General features: G+C 66.7%; 14 protein-coding genes and 1 tRNA gene. 2 read left to right on the forward strand and 13 right to left on the reverse strand.

All coding sequences use genetic code 11. The features are described 5' to 3' along the window. Positions 1–85: 85 nt before the first annotated feature. The 5 genes from AC3WOB_RS31520 to AC3WOB_RS31540 form a co-directional block, all read right to left on the reverse strand. On the reverse strand, positions 86–1045 hold the full coding sequence (locus AC3WOB_RS31520) for a 2-hydroxyacid dehydrogenase (protein ID WP_492277228.1): 960 nt from the start codon (positions 1043–1045) through the stop codon (positions 86–88). A 12-nt stretch (positions 1046–1057) separates the two neighbouring features. Beyond that, positions 1058–1528 (reverse strand): type II 3-dehydroquinate dehydratase, encoded by a 471-nt coding sequence (locus AC3WOB_RS31525; protein WP_492277229.1) that lies wholly within the window; start codon positions 1526–1528, stop codon positions 1058–1060. A gap of 10 nt (positions 1529–1538) precedes the next feature. Further along, a complete protein-coding gene (locus tag AC3WOB_RS31530) occupies positions 1539–2153 on the reverse strand; it encodes a glutathione S-transferase (protein ID WP_492277230.1) in 615 nt (204 codons plus the stop codon). Positions 2154–2168: 15 nt separating this feature from the next. Beyond that, a complete protein-coding gene (locus AC3WOB_RS31535; RefSeq protein WP_492277231.1) occupies positions 2169–3167 on the reverse strand; it encodes an NAD(P)H-quinone oxidoreductase in 999 nt (332 codons plus the stop codon). A gap of 89 nt (positions 3168–3256) precedes the next feature. Then, the gene (locus AC3WOB_RS31540) at positions 3257–4378 is read right to left on the reverse strand and encodes an ABC transporter ATP-binding protein (protein ID WP_041652541.1); all 1122 of its coding nucleotides are present in this window, start codon (positions 4376–4378) and stop codon (positions 3257–3259) included. Between AC3WOB_RS31540 and AC3WOB_RS31545 the strand changes: the two genes are divergently transcribed. Together AC3WOB_RS31545 and AC3WOB_RS31550 are read left to right on the forward strand one after the other, a co-directional pair. Next, entirely contained in the window at positions 4377–4571 is a 195-nt protein-coding gene (locus AC3WOB_RS31545) for a hypothetical protein (protein WP_492277232.1), read from the forward strand. The genes AC3WOB_RS31540 and AC3WOB_RS31545 overlap by 2 nt on opposite strands. A gap of 215 nt (positions 4572–4786) precedes the next feature. Further along, positions 4787–6037: a flavin-containing monooxygenase gene (locus AC3WOB_RS31550; RefSeq protein ID WP_492277233.1), complete on the forward strand. Its 1251-nt coding sequence runs from the start codon at positions 4787–4789 to the stop codon at positions 6035–6037. Between the two features lie 109 nt (positions 6038–6146). Here AC3WOB_RS31550 and AC3WOB_RS31555 read toward each other — a convergent pair. From AC3WOB_RS31555 to AC3WOB_RS31590, 8 genes are all read right to left on the reverse strand, one after another. Next, positions 6147–6231, reverse strand: a tRNA-Leu gene (locus tag AC3WOB_RS31555). 157 nt (positions 6232–6388) lie between these two features. Next, positions 6389–7378: a Bug family tripartite tricarboxylate transporter substrate binding protein gene (locus tag AC3WOB_RS31560; protein ID WP_492277234.1), complete on the reverse strand. Its 990-nt coding sequence runs from the start codon at positions 7376–7378 to the stop codon at positions 6389–6391. A gap of 100 nt (positions 7379–7478) precedes the next feature. Beyond that, entirely contained in the window at positions 7479–8654 is a 1176-nt protein-coding gene (locus AC3WOB_RS31565; protein WP_492277235.1) for an alpha-hydroxy acid oxidase, read from the reverse strand. Continuing rightward, entirely contained in the window at positions 8651–10048 is a 1398-nt protein-coding gene (hglS, locus tag AC3WOB_RS31570) for a 2-oxoadipate dioxygenase/decarboxylase HglS (protein ID WP_492277236.1), read from the reverse strand. Before hglS ends, AC3WOB_RS31565 begins: the two co-directional genes overlap by 4 nt. 81 nt (positions 10049–10129) lie before the next feature. Continuing rightward, positions 10130–11071 carry a LysR substrate-binding domain-containing protein gene (locus AC3WOB_RS31575; RefSeq protein WP_119450858.1) on the reverse strand — a complete coding sequence of 314 codons (942 nt, stop codon included), beginning with the start codon at positions 11069–11071 and terminating at the stop codon, positions 10130–10132. 86 nt (positions 11072–11157) lie between these two features. Beyond that, positions 11158–12579: a YadA family autotransporter adhesin gene (locus AC3WOB_RS31580; protein ID WP_492277237.1), complete on the reverse strand. Its 1422-nt coding sequence runs from the start codon at positions 12577–12579 to the stop codon at positions 11158–11160. A gap of 79 nt (positions 12580–12658) precedes the next feature. Beyond that, positions 12659–14914 carry a phosphocholine-specific phospholipase C gene (locus AC3WOB_RS31585; protein WP_492277238.1) on the reverse strand — a complete coding sequence of 752 codons (2256 nt, stop codon included), beginning with the start codon at positions 14912–14914 and terminating at the stop codon, positions 12659–12661. A gap of 37 nt (positions 14915–14951) precedes the next feature. Then, positions 14952–15122: a hypothetical protein gene (locus tag AC3WOB_RS31590; protein WP_013391955.1), complete on the reverse strand. Its 171-nt coding sequence runs from the start codon at positions 15120–15122 to the stop codon at positions 14952–14954. Positions 15123–15253: the final 131 nt, after the last annotated feature.

Consider the following 15253-nt stretch of genomic DNA (forward strand, 5'->3'; position numbering starts at 1 on the left):
AAGCGCAGCCCCACCGGGGCGAGCATCGGAATGGCGCAGGGCAGCCTCGGCGGCTAAAGAACCCTGACCTCCGCAAGGCCCAACCTCAATAGCCGCGCGCGGGATCGACGCGATTGGCGGGCTCCTGGCCCTGGCTGACGCGCAGTATGTTGTCGGCGATCTGTCCGGCGGCCGATGCTGGAATGGCCACCGAAGCCAGGTGCGGCGTGATCAGCACGTTGTCCATCGTCCAGAGCGGGTCGCCAGCGGGCAGGGGCTCGCGCTCGAACACGTCCAGCGTCGCGCCGCCCAGATGGCCGCTGCGCAGCAGATCGGTCAAGGCGGCCTGGTCCACCAGCGCGCCCCGGGCCACATTAATCAGGGCCGCTCCGCGGGGCAGCCGCTGCAAACGTTCGCGATCCAGCAGGCCGCGAGTCTGCGGCGTCAGCGGAAGCATCACCACTAGTATGTCGGCGCGCGACAGCACCGTGTCCAGCGATTCCATGCCGCTGTGGCACTCGACGCCCTCGATGTTGCGCGGACTGCGCGACCAGCCCAGCACCGTCAGCCCCTGGCGGCGCAGCTCCTGCGCCGCGCAGGCGCCCAGCTCGCCCAGGCCCAGCACCGCCACGCGCACGTCCTCGGGCGAACGCGGATGGCGATAGGCCCACTCGCCCCGGCGCTGCGCCGCTTCGAAATACGGAATGTCGCGCGCATAGCGCAGCGCGGCGAACAGCACATAGCCCGCCATCATGCGCGCCATATTGGGATCGGTGATGCGGGTGATGGGCACGCCGGCCGGCAGGTCCTCGCGGCCCACCAGCGAATCCACGCCCGCGCCCAGATTCACGATAAGGCGCAGGTTCTTCATGCGATCGAAGAAGCCCTGCGGCGCCTTCCAGGCCAGCGCGTAATGGATGCTGGCCGGATCATGCGCTTCGCTGCCATGCACCATGCGCAGGTCCGGCAGGCGCGCCTGCATGGCGTCGCGCCAGGCCGTGTAGTCGTCGAATTCGCTGTAGAAGATCATGGCGCCCGACACGGTGGGGCGGGAGGATGCATGCATGGGCGGTCTACCTCAGGTACTGCGGTTTATCAGGCGGGACATGGCCTCGATGGCCAGTTCATAGCCATCGCCGCCCAGCCCCGCGATGACGCCATCGGCGGCCTTGGAAATATACGAATGATGGCGGAAGGCCTCGCGCCGCCAGATGTTGCTCATGTGGACCTCGATGATCCTGCCCGGGAAGGATAGCAAGGCATCGAGGATGGGCACCGATGAATAGGTCAGGCCGGCCGCGTTGATGATGACGCCCTGCGCGCTGCCGCGGGCTTCCTGTATCCAGTCGACCAGCTGGCCTTCGTAGTTGGACTGGACGAAGTTCAGCTGGATGCCCAACGAGGCAGCCTTGCTTTCGCAGCGTTGCTGCAACACGGGAAAGCTGTCCGAACCGTAGGTCTTGTTGGCATCCAGTCCGTAGAGATTGGCGTTCGGCCCGTTGAGGAACCAGACGGTGGAGGATGATGGGGTCGCGCTCGGCGTCGTCATGGCGGCTGTCTCAGGTTTCGTGGGGAAGGGTCGCCTGCATGGCAGGCAATTGGTTGAACTCGGCGAACCACGCTGCGGCGCGTGGATGCGCAGCGCGCCAGTCCAGCTCGGGAAAACGGAAATCCAGATAGCCCAAGGCGCAACCGATGGTCAGGTCGCCGATGCTCGGATGCGCTTGCGGCAGACTGTCGGCCTGCGCCTCGATTTCCGTCAGGCAGGCCTGCACCTTGACCAGCTGCGCCTCGCGCCACTGCGGCCATTGGATTTCGGCCGGCCGGGCCGTGTGTTCGTAGCGCGCCAGCAGCGCGGCATCCAGCAGGCCGTCGCCCAGCGCTTGGCGCGTCAACGCCAGCCAGCGCGCCTCGCCAGCCGGAAACAGCTGCGTGTCGCCGGCGGCACCGGCCAGGTATTCGCAGATCACGCGGCTGTCGTAGAGCGTCCTGCCGTCCGGCAGGATCAGGGTCGGCACCTTGGCCAGCGGATTGTGGGCGGCGATGCGCGCATCGCGGTTCACCGGATGCGCAGCGCTGGCCAGCCATTCGATCCGTTCAGCCTGGCCGGTCAGGTGCGCGCAAGCCATCACCTTGCGCACGAAGGGGGACGTCGGGGCATAGAGTAGTTTCAATCCAGTCTCCGGATGTCAGGGTTTGAGGACCAGCTTGCCGAACACCTTGCCGCTCTCCAGCAACTGGTGCGCGCGCACGGCGTCGGCCAGGGGCAGGCTTTGCGACATCTTGGGTCGGATGCGGCCGGCGGCTACCAAGGGCAGCACGTGACGCCTGAGCGCGGCGGCCATGCGGGCTTTCTCGACATCGGTCTGCGGGCGCATGGTCGAGGAATGCAGGCTCAACTGCTTTTGCATCAGGGTCAGCAGCTCCACGTTGACGGCCGATCCCTGCAGGAAGGAAAGGCTCACGTGGCGTCCACCGAATGCCAGCGCCTGCAGATTGCGCCGCACATAGTCGCCGCCGACGATATCCAGCACCACGTCGACGCCACGGCCTTCGGTGAGGGTGTCGCAGGCCGCCACAAAATCCGTGTCGTGAAAGCAGATCACCTCGGCCGCGCCGAGCTCGCGCAGGGCGTCGAAGCGGTCACGTTCGCCATCGGTCACGACCACCCGCGCGCCGGCGGCATGCGCCATCTGGATGGCCAGCGTGCCGATGCCGCCGCCGCCACCGTGGATCAGGACCGTCTCGCCCATGCGCAGCCGGCCCAGCTCGAACAGGTTGTGCCAGACGGTGAACAGCCCTTCCGGCAAGGCGCTCGCCTCCGCGTCGTCCAGCCCCTGAGGCGCCGGCAGGGAATGATCCACCCGCGCCACGCACCACGGCGCATAACCGCCGCCCGCCAGCAGGCTCATGAGACGCTGCCCGCGCAAGGACTCCGGCACGCCGGGGCCGCAGGCGGCCACCTCGCCGCAGGCCTCCAGTCCGAGCACGTCGGTCACGCCCGGCGCCGGCTTGCTCAAGCCCTGGCGCTGCATGATGTCGGGCCGGTTGATGCCGGCCGAATGCACGCGCAGCAACACTTCGCCGGGCCCCGGTGTGGGTACCGGCCGGTCTGCCAGCGTCAACACCGTGGCATCGCCGGGCTCGCAGGCGATGACGGCTTGCATTTCAACAGGGATCTGGTTCATGGCGTTGTGCCTCGCGGACGAATGGAAACTGGGCGGCCGCGCAGGCGCGGCCGCCAGGAAGGGTGGAACCTCGTGCGATAACCCTGTCTTCAGGACGATGCCTTGAAAACGCTGACCCCGTGGCCGGGCAGCGCAAGCCCCGCCACGGCGCCCACGGGCCATTCATGGATGCAATTCAGATCGGAGGTGCGCACCATGACGTGCTGGCGTCCTTCCACGGGGATATGCACCTCCAGGTACAGATCCACGTGGTCGCCCTGGAACACGTGATTGACGACCGTGCCGCTCAGGACCGACCCGCTATGCAGGTTTTCCAGCTTGATATGTTCGGGCCGCACGTAGAGATCGAGCCGGTGCCCCTCGTGCGAGCCGCCCACCAGGCGGTGGCGGGGAATATGCGTCAGCCCCCCGCCCAGGCGCAACTGGATGGTTTCGGCGCTTGAGCCGTGATAGTGCGCGGGCAGGATGTTGACGTCGCCCAGGAACGACGCCACGAAAGGATCCTGCGGATTGCGATACAGCTCGTCGGGGGCTGCGACCTGCCGGATCACTCCCTGGCTCATGACCGCAATGCGATCCGACATGCTCAGGGCTTCGCCCTGGTCATGGGTGACGAATATCGTCGTGACACCCAACTTGCGCTGGATATCGCGGATCTCCACCTGCATGGCGCCGCGCAGGCCTTTGTCCAGCGCGGAGAACGGCTCGTCGAGCAACAGCACCTTGGGACGGATCACCAGCGCCCGCGCCAGCGCCACCCGCTGCTGCTGCCCGCCGGACAGCTCGCGCGGCTTGCGCTCGCCCAATCCGTCCAGCTTGACCAGGGCCATGGCTTCGCGCACCCGCTGCTCGATCTCGGCGGCCGGCACGCGCCGCATCCGCAAGCCATAAGCAATGTTGCGTTCCACCGTCATGTGCGGGAACAGCGCGTAGTTCTGGAACACGATGCCGATCTGGCGCTGATACGGCGGCAGTGCCGTGACCGGCCTGCCGTCGATGAAGATCTCGCCGCCGTCCGCGTCGGCAAAGCCCGCGATCAGGTTCAACAAGGTGGTCTTGCCGCAGCCCGACGGACCCAGCAGCGTCAGGAACTCGCCGCGCTCGATGTTCAGGGACACCTGTTGCAGCACCGTGTGATCACGGTACTTCTTGACCACTCCCTCCAGGCTGACCGCGCTGGAGCTATCGGAGGCAAAGGGGCGATTCGGCATGGCTGCTGCACTCATGGAGTTCAGTCTCCCGACGCAAAAATCCCGGGAAAAACAGGCGGTGGCCGCATGGCACGCAAGGGTGCGACGTCAGCGTTCTGGTGGATTCAAGAATACGGCAAAGCCCTTTTTGCAGTGCGTTGCCGATGCTGATGGGGGCCATCGGAAAAACGAAATCGCGATGCCGCAGGCGTGACGGCCCTCGCCGCCCACGTAAACCAGCACCTTTGCTTTTTCCTAAGTCAGCCGTCCGAAAAACGAAGTTATCAACTCGGCGCTTCGAGATCACACTGCGTGCCTATCGTTCAGTGCGCATCTGAAGCCTGCGCGCGGTTCGTCGGCCTTCTTGTCCTTGATCTTCGTGTCAGCATCGAGACGCACCAGGGTCTCGGTATTTCTTAGGATCTTGCAATGTCAATTGAAAAAACCAATACGCTGGTGATCGGCGCCGGCCAGGCCGGCATCGCGATGAGCGAGCACCTTGGCGCCATGGGGGTTCCGCATATCGTGCTGGAACGCAAGCGGATCGCCGAACGCTGGCGCTCCGAACGCTGGGACTCGCTGGTCGCCAACGGCCCCGCCTGGCACGACCGCTTTCCCGGCTTGAAATTCGATGACGTCGGGCCCGACGTCTTTCCGCCCAAGGAGCGCATGGCCCAGTACTTCGAAGACTACGCCAAGATGCTCAAGGCGCCGGTGCGCACCGGCGTCGAAGTCCTGCGCGTCAAGCGCAATGACAAGCGCCCAGGCTTCACCGTCACCACCTCCGAAGGCACTATCGAGGCCCAGCACGTGGTCGCCGCGACCGGCCCCTTCCAGGTCCCCACCTTCCCGAAAATCGTGCCGGAAAGCGCCGGCATCCAGCAGCTGCATTCCTCGGCCTACAAGAACCCGGGCCAACTGGCCGACGGCGCCGTGCTCGTGGTCGGCGCCGGGGCCTCCGGCTCGCAGATCGCCGAAGAACTGCGCCAGGCCGGCCGCACCGTCTACCTGTCGGTGGGCGAACACTACCGTCCGCCGCGCTCCTATCGCGAACGCGACTACTGCTGGTGGTTGGGCGCGTTGGGCATGTGGGATGAAGTCAAGAAAAAGCCCAAGCGCGAACACGTCGCCTTCGCCGTGAGCGGCTATGAAAACGGCAAGACCGTCGACTTCCGGCGCCTGGCTCGCGACGGCATCCAGCTCGTCGGCATCACGACCTCCTACGAGAACGGCGTGCTGCACTTCGCCGACAACCTCGGCCGCGACGTCGCCCAGGGCGATGCCGACTACTTCGAAGTCCTGCGCGAAGCCGACGCCTACATCGAGCAGAACGGCCTGGACCTGCCACCCGAGCCCGATGCCTGGAAACTGCTGCCCGATCCGGAGTGCCTTACCTACCCCATCCTGAGCCTGAACCTGGCCGAGGCCGGCATCAAGACCATCCTGTGGGCGACCGGCTTCAAGGTCGACTTCAGCTGGATCGACGTCGACACCTTCGACGAGAACGGCTACCCCATCCACAAGCGTGGCATCTCGGCCGAAAAAGGCATCTACTTCCTCGGCCTGCCCAACCTCACCAACCGCAGCTCTTCCTTCATCTGGGGGGTTTGGCACGACGCCCGCTACATCGCCGACCATATCGGCATCCATCTGGATTACCTGGCGTACAAGAAGGAATGACGGGATAGGCGGGCAGCTTGCCCCAGGCCGAATGCAAAAAACCCGCAACTCTGGTGAGAATGCGGGTTTTTTTGCAGATGCTCGCAATAACGCTGGAGCATCGAATTCTTGGTGCCGACGGCGAGACTCGAACTCGCACAGCTTTCGCCACTACCCCCTCAAGATAGCGTGTCTACCAATTTCACCACGTCGGCTAACTTCAGCCAGAAAAGCGTGCTTTCCTGGAAAGTCGAACATTCTATCACGCAAATCGGGAATCGGGTGGTTCCGTACCGCTATGTCGCCGCGACGCCACCAATCCGTCCCCAAGAATGCTCCAAAGGGGCCGCGGACCGCCCCTCCCCTCGCCTATCAGTTGATCTGCAGGTTGGTCGCCTTGACGACCTCGCCCCACTTGCGGGTTTCGCTTTCCATGAAGGCCTTGAACGTTTGCGGCGTGTTGGGCGGCGGGGGCATCAGGAAGCCGTTGGTCTGGTAGCTGGCGGCCAGGACGGCGTCGGAGGCCAGGGCCTTGTTGATGGCGGCGTTGACCTTCTGGACGATTTCCGGCGGCGTGCCGGCGGGCGCAAACACGCCAAACCAGGCCGCCACGTCGAAGCCTTCCACGCCCGATTCGGCGATGGTGGGGATTTCCGGGGCGAACGGCACGCGGCTGCTGGTGGTGACTGCCAAACCGGTCAGCTTGCCGGCGCGCACATGCGGCAGCAGCGGCGGCAGGTTGTCGAAGATGGAGTCGACTTGTCCGCCCAGCAGGTCGGCCACGGCCGGGCCGCTGCCGCGGTACGGGACGTGCAGGATGTCGATGCCGGTCTTCATCTTGAAGAGTTCGCAGCCCAGGTGGGCGGACGAGCCGTTGCCGGGCGAGGCGCAGGTCAGCTTGCCCGGATTCTTCTTGGCGTAGGCGATGTATTCCTGCACCGACTTGACCGGCACGCTGGCGTTGACGGCCAGGATGTTGGGCACCACGTTCAGCAAGCCGACGGCGTCCAGGTCCTTGAGCGCGTCATAGGACATCTTGGAGTACAGCGACTGGTTGATCGCGGTGGAAATCGATCCCACGAACAGGGTGTAGCCGTCGGGCGCCGAACGGGCGACGGACTCGGCGCCGATGTTGCTGTTGGCGCCAGGCTTGTTCTCCACCACGAAGGTCTGGCCGAATTCCTTGCCCAGCACGTCGGCGATCATGCGGGCGCTGATGTCGGTAGTGCCGCCCGGGGCGTAGCCCACGACCAGCCGCACCGGCTTGGTCGGATAGGCGCCTGCCTGGGCCTGCGCCGGGCCGCTGGCGACGCACGCCAGCACCGCAGCCGCGCCGGCCAGTTTGGTATAGATCTTCTTCATGTTTCCTCCTGTCGAAAACGAGTGGGCGCGCATGGGCATGCGCACCGTCTTTTTTGTTGTTGTGCGGGCAGTCCTGCCCGGCGCGGCGGCGCCGCCCAGGTCAGGCGGAGCCTGCGGGCCGCAAGGGCGCGATCAGGTCCGGGGTGAGGTCGGCCAGCGTGGCGCAGCCCAGCAGCGCCATGTTGGTCGAAATCTCGCTGCGGAATATCTCCGCGACCTTGCGGATGCCGGCGCTGCCGGCCACGGCCGCGCCGAACAATTGGGGCCGGCCGGTGAAGACCATGCGCGCGCCCAGGGCCACGGCCTTGAGCACGTCGGAGCCGCGGCGAAAGCCGCCATCGACCATGACCGGGAAACCAGGGGGCACCGCGGCCACCACGTCGGGCAGCGCCTGTAGCGGCGAAATGCAGCCGTCGAGCTGGCGTCCGCCGTGGTTCGACACGATCACGCCGTCGGCGCCCGCCGCGCAAGCCAGCCTCGCATCGTCGGGATGCATCACGCCCTTGAGCACCAGCTTGCCCGGCCAGTTCTCGCGGATCCAACGGATGTGTTCCCACGAGAGCTTGTCGCGTTCGCCGCGAAAGCCGTTGGGCGGGTCCTGGGTGATGGGCGGACCGATTTCCTCGTACAGGTTCGAGAACCTGGGGATGCCGCTGCCCAGCAGCGTGCGCAGGAAGACATTGAAGCTCCAGCGCGGATGCCGCATGCCGTCCAGCATGACGCTGGGGCTCATCTTGAAGGGCACGGTGAAGGACAGCTTCTGCAGGTTTTCGCGGTTGGCGCCGACGCAGGTGTCGATGGTCACCACCAGCACCGGGATCTCGGCCTGGCGCAAGCGCGCCATCAGCTTGGCGATGCGCTCGGTGTTGCCCGGCAGATAGGCCTGGTACCAGCAGCGCTTGCCGGTGGCCTGCTGCAAACGTTCCAGCGGCACGCTGGAAGCGCCGCTGATGATGAACGGAATCTCGGCCTGCTGGGCCGCCTGCGCCAACGCCAGGTCGCACTCGTGCATAACGATGGCGGAAAACCCGGTGGGCGCGAATCCCAGCGGCATGGCGTAGCTCTGGCCGTAGAGTTCGACCTGGCTGCTGCGCTGGTCGACCACGCGCAGGCCGCGTGGCCGAAAGCCCACGTCGCCCAGCGCGCGCACGCTCTCGGTCAGCGAAGCGCCGTCCTCGGTGCCGCCACACACGTAGCCTTCGACGCAGCGCGGCATGATGCGCCGCGCTTCGCGCTCGAAGTCGCGCACGGACAGGCAGCGGTCCAGACGGCTCATGCAGCCACCGGCGAGCCGGCTTGCGCGCGCAGCGCCTGCATGCAGGCGTCCAGCGAACGGTCCTGCGTGTCCTGATAGAGGGCCAGCTCGTCCTGCACCTGGGCGCCCAGGGCCTGCTCGAAGGCGGCCTGGCTGGCGTTCTGCACGTACTCGGCCTGGGCCTTGTCGCCCAGATTGGATTGGAAGATGCCGGCGGCGCTGACGGGCAGGAAGTCCTCGTACACCAGCGGCTCGAAGCGGATGTAGCCTTGGGCGATCAGGTCTTGCAGGCCGGCGTCGGGATCCCCGCCCTCCTTGCCGGTCAGGAAATAGCGGAAGTACGCCAACCCTTGCGCATGCAGTTGCTCGTAGTCGTCCGGGAACGCGGCAAAGCAGTCCTGCAAGTTCTGCATGTAGGCGGCGGCGTTGCCTTCGTTGGGCGCGCCGCTGATGCGGCTGCGGGCCAGGTCCAGCAATTCGTCATACAGCGCCCGGCCCTTGCGGGTCAGCGCCACGCCGCGCTGCTCGATCTCGCCGAAGCGTGCCGTGTGGCTGCCGGCGGCGGACTGGCCGTCGGCGCCGGCGAACAGGACCGCTTCCTCCAGCGCCTTGAAGCTGGTCTGGCGCAACAGGATCGGGCATTTGCGCGGCGGCGGGCCTTCGATAACGGCCTTGGCGGACACGCCGCGGCGTGGCATCTCGGCCTGGGCCTCGTCGATGTCCAGCGTGCGCGGCGTCAGGTGGTTGATGTGCGGGCCCTTGAAGGCCACCACGTCGGCGATCAGGCGATGCAGGCCGTGCAGTTCATGGTAGTCGTCCAGGCTGACGGTCGCCTCGCTGTGCCAGCGGAAGGTGTGCAGGGCTTCGGCCACGAACTCGCGGGCATCGGCTTCTTCCAGCCCGCCCTGCGCTTCAAAGCGGGCGGCGAGTTCCAGCGCGCGCGCGGTGAAGATCTGGCGCGCGGCCAGGATGCGGGCGGCCTTCGCGCGCAGCGCCGCGTCATCGATCAGTTCCAGCCGCAGCAGCGAGGTGAAGACGCGGAACGGGCTGGCCTGCAGCGATGCTTCGTGGGTGGCGCGGAAAGCGGTCGAATGCACCGGCACGCCGGCCGGCGACAGGTCGTAATAGCCTACCGGCTGCATGCCCATCACGGCGAACACGCGCCGCATATTGGCGAGCTCCTGCGCGGTGCCGACGCGGATCGCGCCGTGGCGCTCGACGTCCAGGCGCTCGATCTCGCCGGTGCGCGCCAGTTGCGCGGCCAGTTCGGGTTGTGCTGCCAGGGTTTGGGCGTTGACCTGGGCCACCAGGTCCAGCAGCGTGTCGTACAGCGGCACTTCCGACTTGTACATGTCGGACATGGCGCGGGAGAACCAGGCGCGGATCTGATCCGGATTGACGAAATTCTGACTCATGGCGGGCTCGGCACATCGGTAAACAAGGATGGCCCGCATGACATCATGCGCCGCGCCCGCAATCAAATGAAAAAAATCGGCTTAATCAGTCCGTTTTTTCATGGACCGCGCCCGCTGGGCGTCGCGCTCGCGCTTGCGTGCGGCTTCTTCCTCCACCCAGGCGACGAACTGCTTGATCTTGGGCACTTCGGCCGAGTGCTCGGAATACGCCACGAAGTACGCGCCATCACTCGGTTGCACGTAATCCCAGGGAATCACCAGTTTGCCGGCCTGCAGCTCTTCTTCGGCCAGCAGGCGCGGCGTCAGCGCCACGCCGCAACCCCCTTCGGCGGCGCGCACGCACATGTAGAAGGTATCGAAGCGGGGACCGTGGTAGCTGCGGTCGGACTGGAATTGCTGGCGCGAGAAGTAGTCGTGCCAGGCCTCCGGGCGCGAGGCACACTGGATCAGCGCCTGCGCGCTCAATGCTTCCAGGCTATCGACCCTGTCGCCTGGCAGAAAGCCGGGCGCGCACACCGGCACCACCTCGGCCTCGAACAGTTCGCGGCACTGCGCCCCCGGCAGGGTGCCGTGGCCGAAGAAAAAGGAGATGTCGATCTTGGCCTGCATCAGGTCGAAGGGCCGGGTTTCGCTGCGCACCTTGACCTGGATGTCCGGATGCGCAGCCATGAAGCCTTGCAGGCGCGGGATCAGCCAGCGCGCGCCGAAGGTGGGCTGGGTGCCAATGGTGAGCACCTGGGTCTCGCTGCCGTAGGTCAGGATGTAGCGCGATGACATGTCCACCTGGTTCAGGATGGCCCTGACCTCGGACTGGTACAAGGCCCCGGCGGGCGTCAGTTGCAGGCGCCGCCGCACGCGCAGGAACAGCGGATTGCGCAGCAGCGCCTCCAGCTGCGCGATCTGCTTGCTGATCGCGCTCTGGGTCATATGCAGTTCCTCGGCGGCGCGCGTGAAGCTCATGTGCCGCGCCACCGCCTCGAAACATTGCAGCGCCATCATCGATGGCATCAAACGCTTTTCCATGGGGCCGATCCGGGTATGCCTGTGCTGGCGGCGGCCCGCGTCTCATCGCAGGCCGCCGCGCTTGCGGCATTATCGCAGGCCCGCCATCACCACTGGTATCCCACCCCCGCCGCGCCGCCGAAGTCGCCGCGGGAGGTGCCGTTGGCCGACACCTTGTAGACCCAGCGCCCGCCGCTGGAAACCCGCGACAGCCCCATGGCATAGCCGGACTCGCCGTTCCAGGTGCCGCCGGCCAGGGACAGCATGTTGCGCCCCGGCAAGTAGGCTTGCGGCAGGGAGGCCGTCGCCATGGCGGCGGCCACGCCCGCGCTCAGCATGCGCTCCTGGGAATCCAGGTCGCTGCGCAGGTTCTGCAAGGAGTGTTCGACGGCGCCCACTCGCGCTTCGCTCGCGCTGCTGGCGGCACGCAGCTGCCCCACGTTGACGGCATCGGTGTCCTCGCTGCCTGCCGCCACGCCCGTCATCTGGCGCCCGCCCACGTTCACCTCGCCTGCCGAGCTTTGGGGCTGCGCCATGCCATAGGCCGCGTAGTTTTCCTGCGCGCCGCGCGCTGCGGTGGAACCGGCCCCCAGCGCCACGCTGTTGGGCGCCGCCGCGACCGCGCCGGCGCCCACCGCGACGCTCTGGGTGGCTGCGGACGATTCCGCGCCCACCGACACGCTGCGATCCGCCTCCGAACCGCGCCCGGCATTCGAGCCGATCGATACGTTGTCGCTGCCGCGCACGCCCGAACCCGCGGCCGTGCCCTGCGCCACGTTGTTGTTGCCGACGACCTCGCGGCCGGCGGCCAGGCCGCTTGCCGTATTGCCGTCGCCCTGCACGCCATAGCCCGCGTAGGCGCCGGCGGCCAGGTTGTTGGCGCCGGTCACGTTCTGCCCGGCATTCTTGCCCTGCGCCAGATTGCCTTCGCCTTCCACGTTCTGGCCCGCGTTCTGGCCCAGCGCCAGATTGCCGTCGCCGACGACATTGCGGCCGGCTTCCTGGCCGAAGGCCGAGTTGCCGTTGCCGGTGACGTTGCGCCCCGCATTGGTGCCATAGGCGGCATTGTTGTTGCCCACCGTGTCGGTGCCAGCCCAGAAGCCATAGGCATCGTTGTAGTCGCCCGTGACGTTCTGGCCGGCGCTGCGGCCGAACGACTGGTTCCAGCCGCCTTGCACATTGGTGCCGGCGTAGTAGCCGATGGCCTGGTTGGCGTTCTTGCCGCCAACCTTGGAACCCGCGCCCTCGCCAATGGCGACGTTCCAGTTGGTGCTCACGTCCTTGCCCGCGCCGTTGCCCAGGCCGATGTTGTTGCTGCCGGTCACGTTGGTGCCGGCGCTCTTGCCTATCGCTTGATTGCTCTTGCCGGTCACGCCCTGGCCGGCGCCTGAGCCGTAACCGAGGTTGCTGCCGTCCCACTTTACGGGCGGCGCGGTCTGCGCCTGCGCGGCCGATCCCCCGGCCAGCGCGCCCACCAGGACCGCCACCGACAAACCGTTGGCGGCCAAAATTGCGTATATGTTTTTCATGATCATGTTGGTAGTTTTTTATTGCGGACCGGCCGGACGCGCACCCCGATGCGCGCCCGGCCCGCTCATGCCTGGACCATCACAGATGCAGCGCCATGGCGGGATCGCTGACGCTGTTGCGACCGTTCTCCATGCGGCCAGCGAAGCGCCGCTCGAAACCCTCGGCGGTAACGGTGAAGTCGTACCAATTGCCGCTGTCCTTGATGGACCAGTGGTGTTCGGCCACCGCGCCCGGCTCGACCGCCAGGGTCCAGGGGCCGTCGGTGCGGTAGGCGTTGGATTGCAGCGATGCCTGCAGGCGGGCCGCGCCGCGATTGGATACCTTCACGTACAGCGCGCTGCCGGCGGGTTCGTAGCAGACCTGCACTTCCAGCGCCGCGCCGCGCTGCGTGTTGCCGGAAAAGGTCCGCACGAAGCCGTTGCTGCTGTAGACCCACAGGTCATAGTCGCCGCCGGTCCAGGTGTCGGACAGCGTCTTGCCCGCTTCAACGGTGTAGCGTCGCGGGATCAGGTCCAGGTTGCGTTTGTCGTACACATGGAACACGGCGCCGGCTTCGCCTGTATTGCTGAACAGCAGTTCGACCGAGCCGTCCGCACCCAGCCGTGCGCTGGTGTGCAGCTCATAGGGCAGCGCGCGCGACAGCCGCGTGCCGGTCTCCTGGAACAGCGGCTGCGGGATGGCGGGCGCCTGGGTCACCGCGGTCGTGGGCAGCAGCTTCTGCGCCGCGTTGACCGCGGGAAAGTTGCTAGTGTCGGGTAGCGTGGGCACGCGGGGATCGTTGGGACTGACGAAGTCGAAGCAGGTGGTCAGGTCGCCGCAGACCGCGCGGCTCCACGGGCTGATGGCGTCGACCTTGATGTCGAATCGCTGCTCCAGGAAGCGACCCACCGAGGTGTGGTCGAACACCTGCGAGTTGACCCAACCGCCCTTGCTCCACGGCGACACCACGTACATCGGCACGCGCGAACTCAGGCCCCACGGACGGATGTTGCCGGTGATCTTGTCCTCGGCCTTCAGGTAGTTGCCCACGGAAGCATCGAAGTACTCGCCTTCCAGCGGCACGGTGGACTTGCCCATCAGCACGCCGTTGGCGTCATAGGACGGCACCGCCGGCATGGCCGCGTGGTCGAAGAAGCCGTCGTTCTCGTCGAAGGTCACGAACAGCGCGGTCTTGCTCCAGACTTCGGGATTGGAAGTCAGCGCGTCCAGCACGTCGGCGATGAAGTCGGCCGCGCCGGCCACGCCTTCGCTGCTGCCCGGATGCTCGGCCAAGGCCTGCGTGGGCAGCACCCACGAAACTTGCGGCAAGGTGCCATTGGCCACGTCCTGCTTGAGCTGCGCGAGGAAATTGACGGCGCCGTCGTTCTTCTCCGGGCCGCCCGTCAGGCCGTGCTCATAGATCGGCGAGCCCGGCTGCGCGGTGCGGAAGCTCTTGAAGGCCAGGCAGCCGTGCATGGCGCCGGTCCAGTTGTTGTTCATGTTCTGGTAGATGTGCCAGCTGACGCCGGCGCGCTGCAGCAGATCGGGCAAGGTGTCCCACTTGAAGGCGCTGTTCTTGTACTTGTAGTTGTAGGCGCCGGTCGCGGGGTCGATCTGGCCTGAACCGTCGGCCAGCTGCGCCCGGCCCGCGACCCAGTTGGACGGGCTCGGCCAGCAGCGCGAGTTGACGGGTTCCGAATCGGTGTCGGTGCTGTTCACCCCCAGTTTGCGCAGTTCGGGATTGGCGTTCGCGCCCGACCAGAACACGATGCGGTTCGGGTCGGTGCCGGTCAGGATGGAACAGTGGTAGCCATCGCACACCGTGAAGGCGTCGGCCAGCGCGAACTGGTACGGAATGTCCTCGCGCATGAAGAAGCCCATGGTGGCCTGGTTCTTGAACTGGATCCACTGGTCCATCTTGCCCTGGTTCCAGGCCGCCTGCTGATCGGGGAAATTGTGCGGGGTGCCGGAGCCGATCAGCGCGTTGCTGGTCCTGGAGTCGCGGCGGAAGGGCTGGATGTCCTGGCCGCCCTTGGGATCAGGCTGGAAGAACACCGATTTGCCGCTGGCCAGCGGAATCGGGAAACGGTCGCCGAAGCCGCGCACGCCGCGCATGGTGCCGAAATAGTGGTCGAACGAACGGTTCTCCTGCATCAGGATCACGATGTGCTTGATGTCCTTGATCGTGCCGCTGTCGACCGCGGCGGGAACCGCCAGCGCGCGCTGGATCGAGGCGGGCAGCAAGGCCATCGCCGACAGGGCGCCGGCGGCCTGGGCCGAGGCGCGGAAGAACTGCCGGCGGCCCGGCAAGGCCGGGGACACGCTGGCGGAGTGCGAGGAATAGGTCTTGGTCATGGGGCTACTCTTGCGTTGGGTTGGGCGGAACGAGCGTTCAGGGCGCGCAGCGCAATTGCGGCGCGGGCGGCTGCGGCTCGGGCTGTCCGGTCTCGGGCGGCGAGGTCGCGCCGTCGTCCGAGTCGTCGTCGCCGCCGCAGGCGGCAAGGGTCAGGCTCAGGGCGATGGCCGCAACAAGGGCGCGGCCCAGTGCAAAGTACGGGGTCATGAAAACTCCTGGTCGGGGAACGTTGCCGGGTTCGTCCGGCAGAAAACCTATCGGGGCGGGGGGGGGGGGGGGGGGGGGGGGGGGGGGGGGGGGGGGGGGGGGGGGGGGGGGGGGGGGGGGGGGGGGGGGGG

The sequence above is a fragment of the Achromobacter sp. FW305-C-30-7 genome (assembly GCF_058783105.1).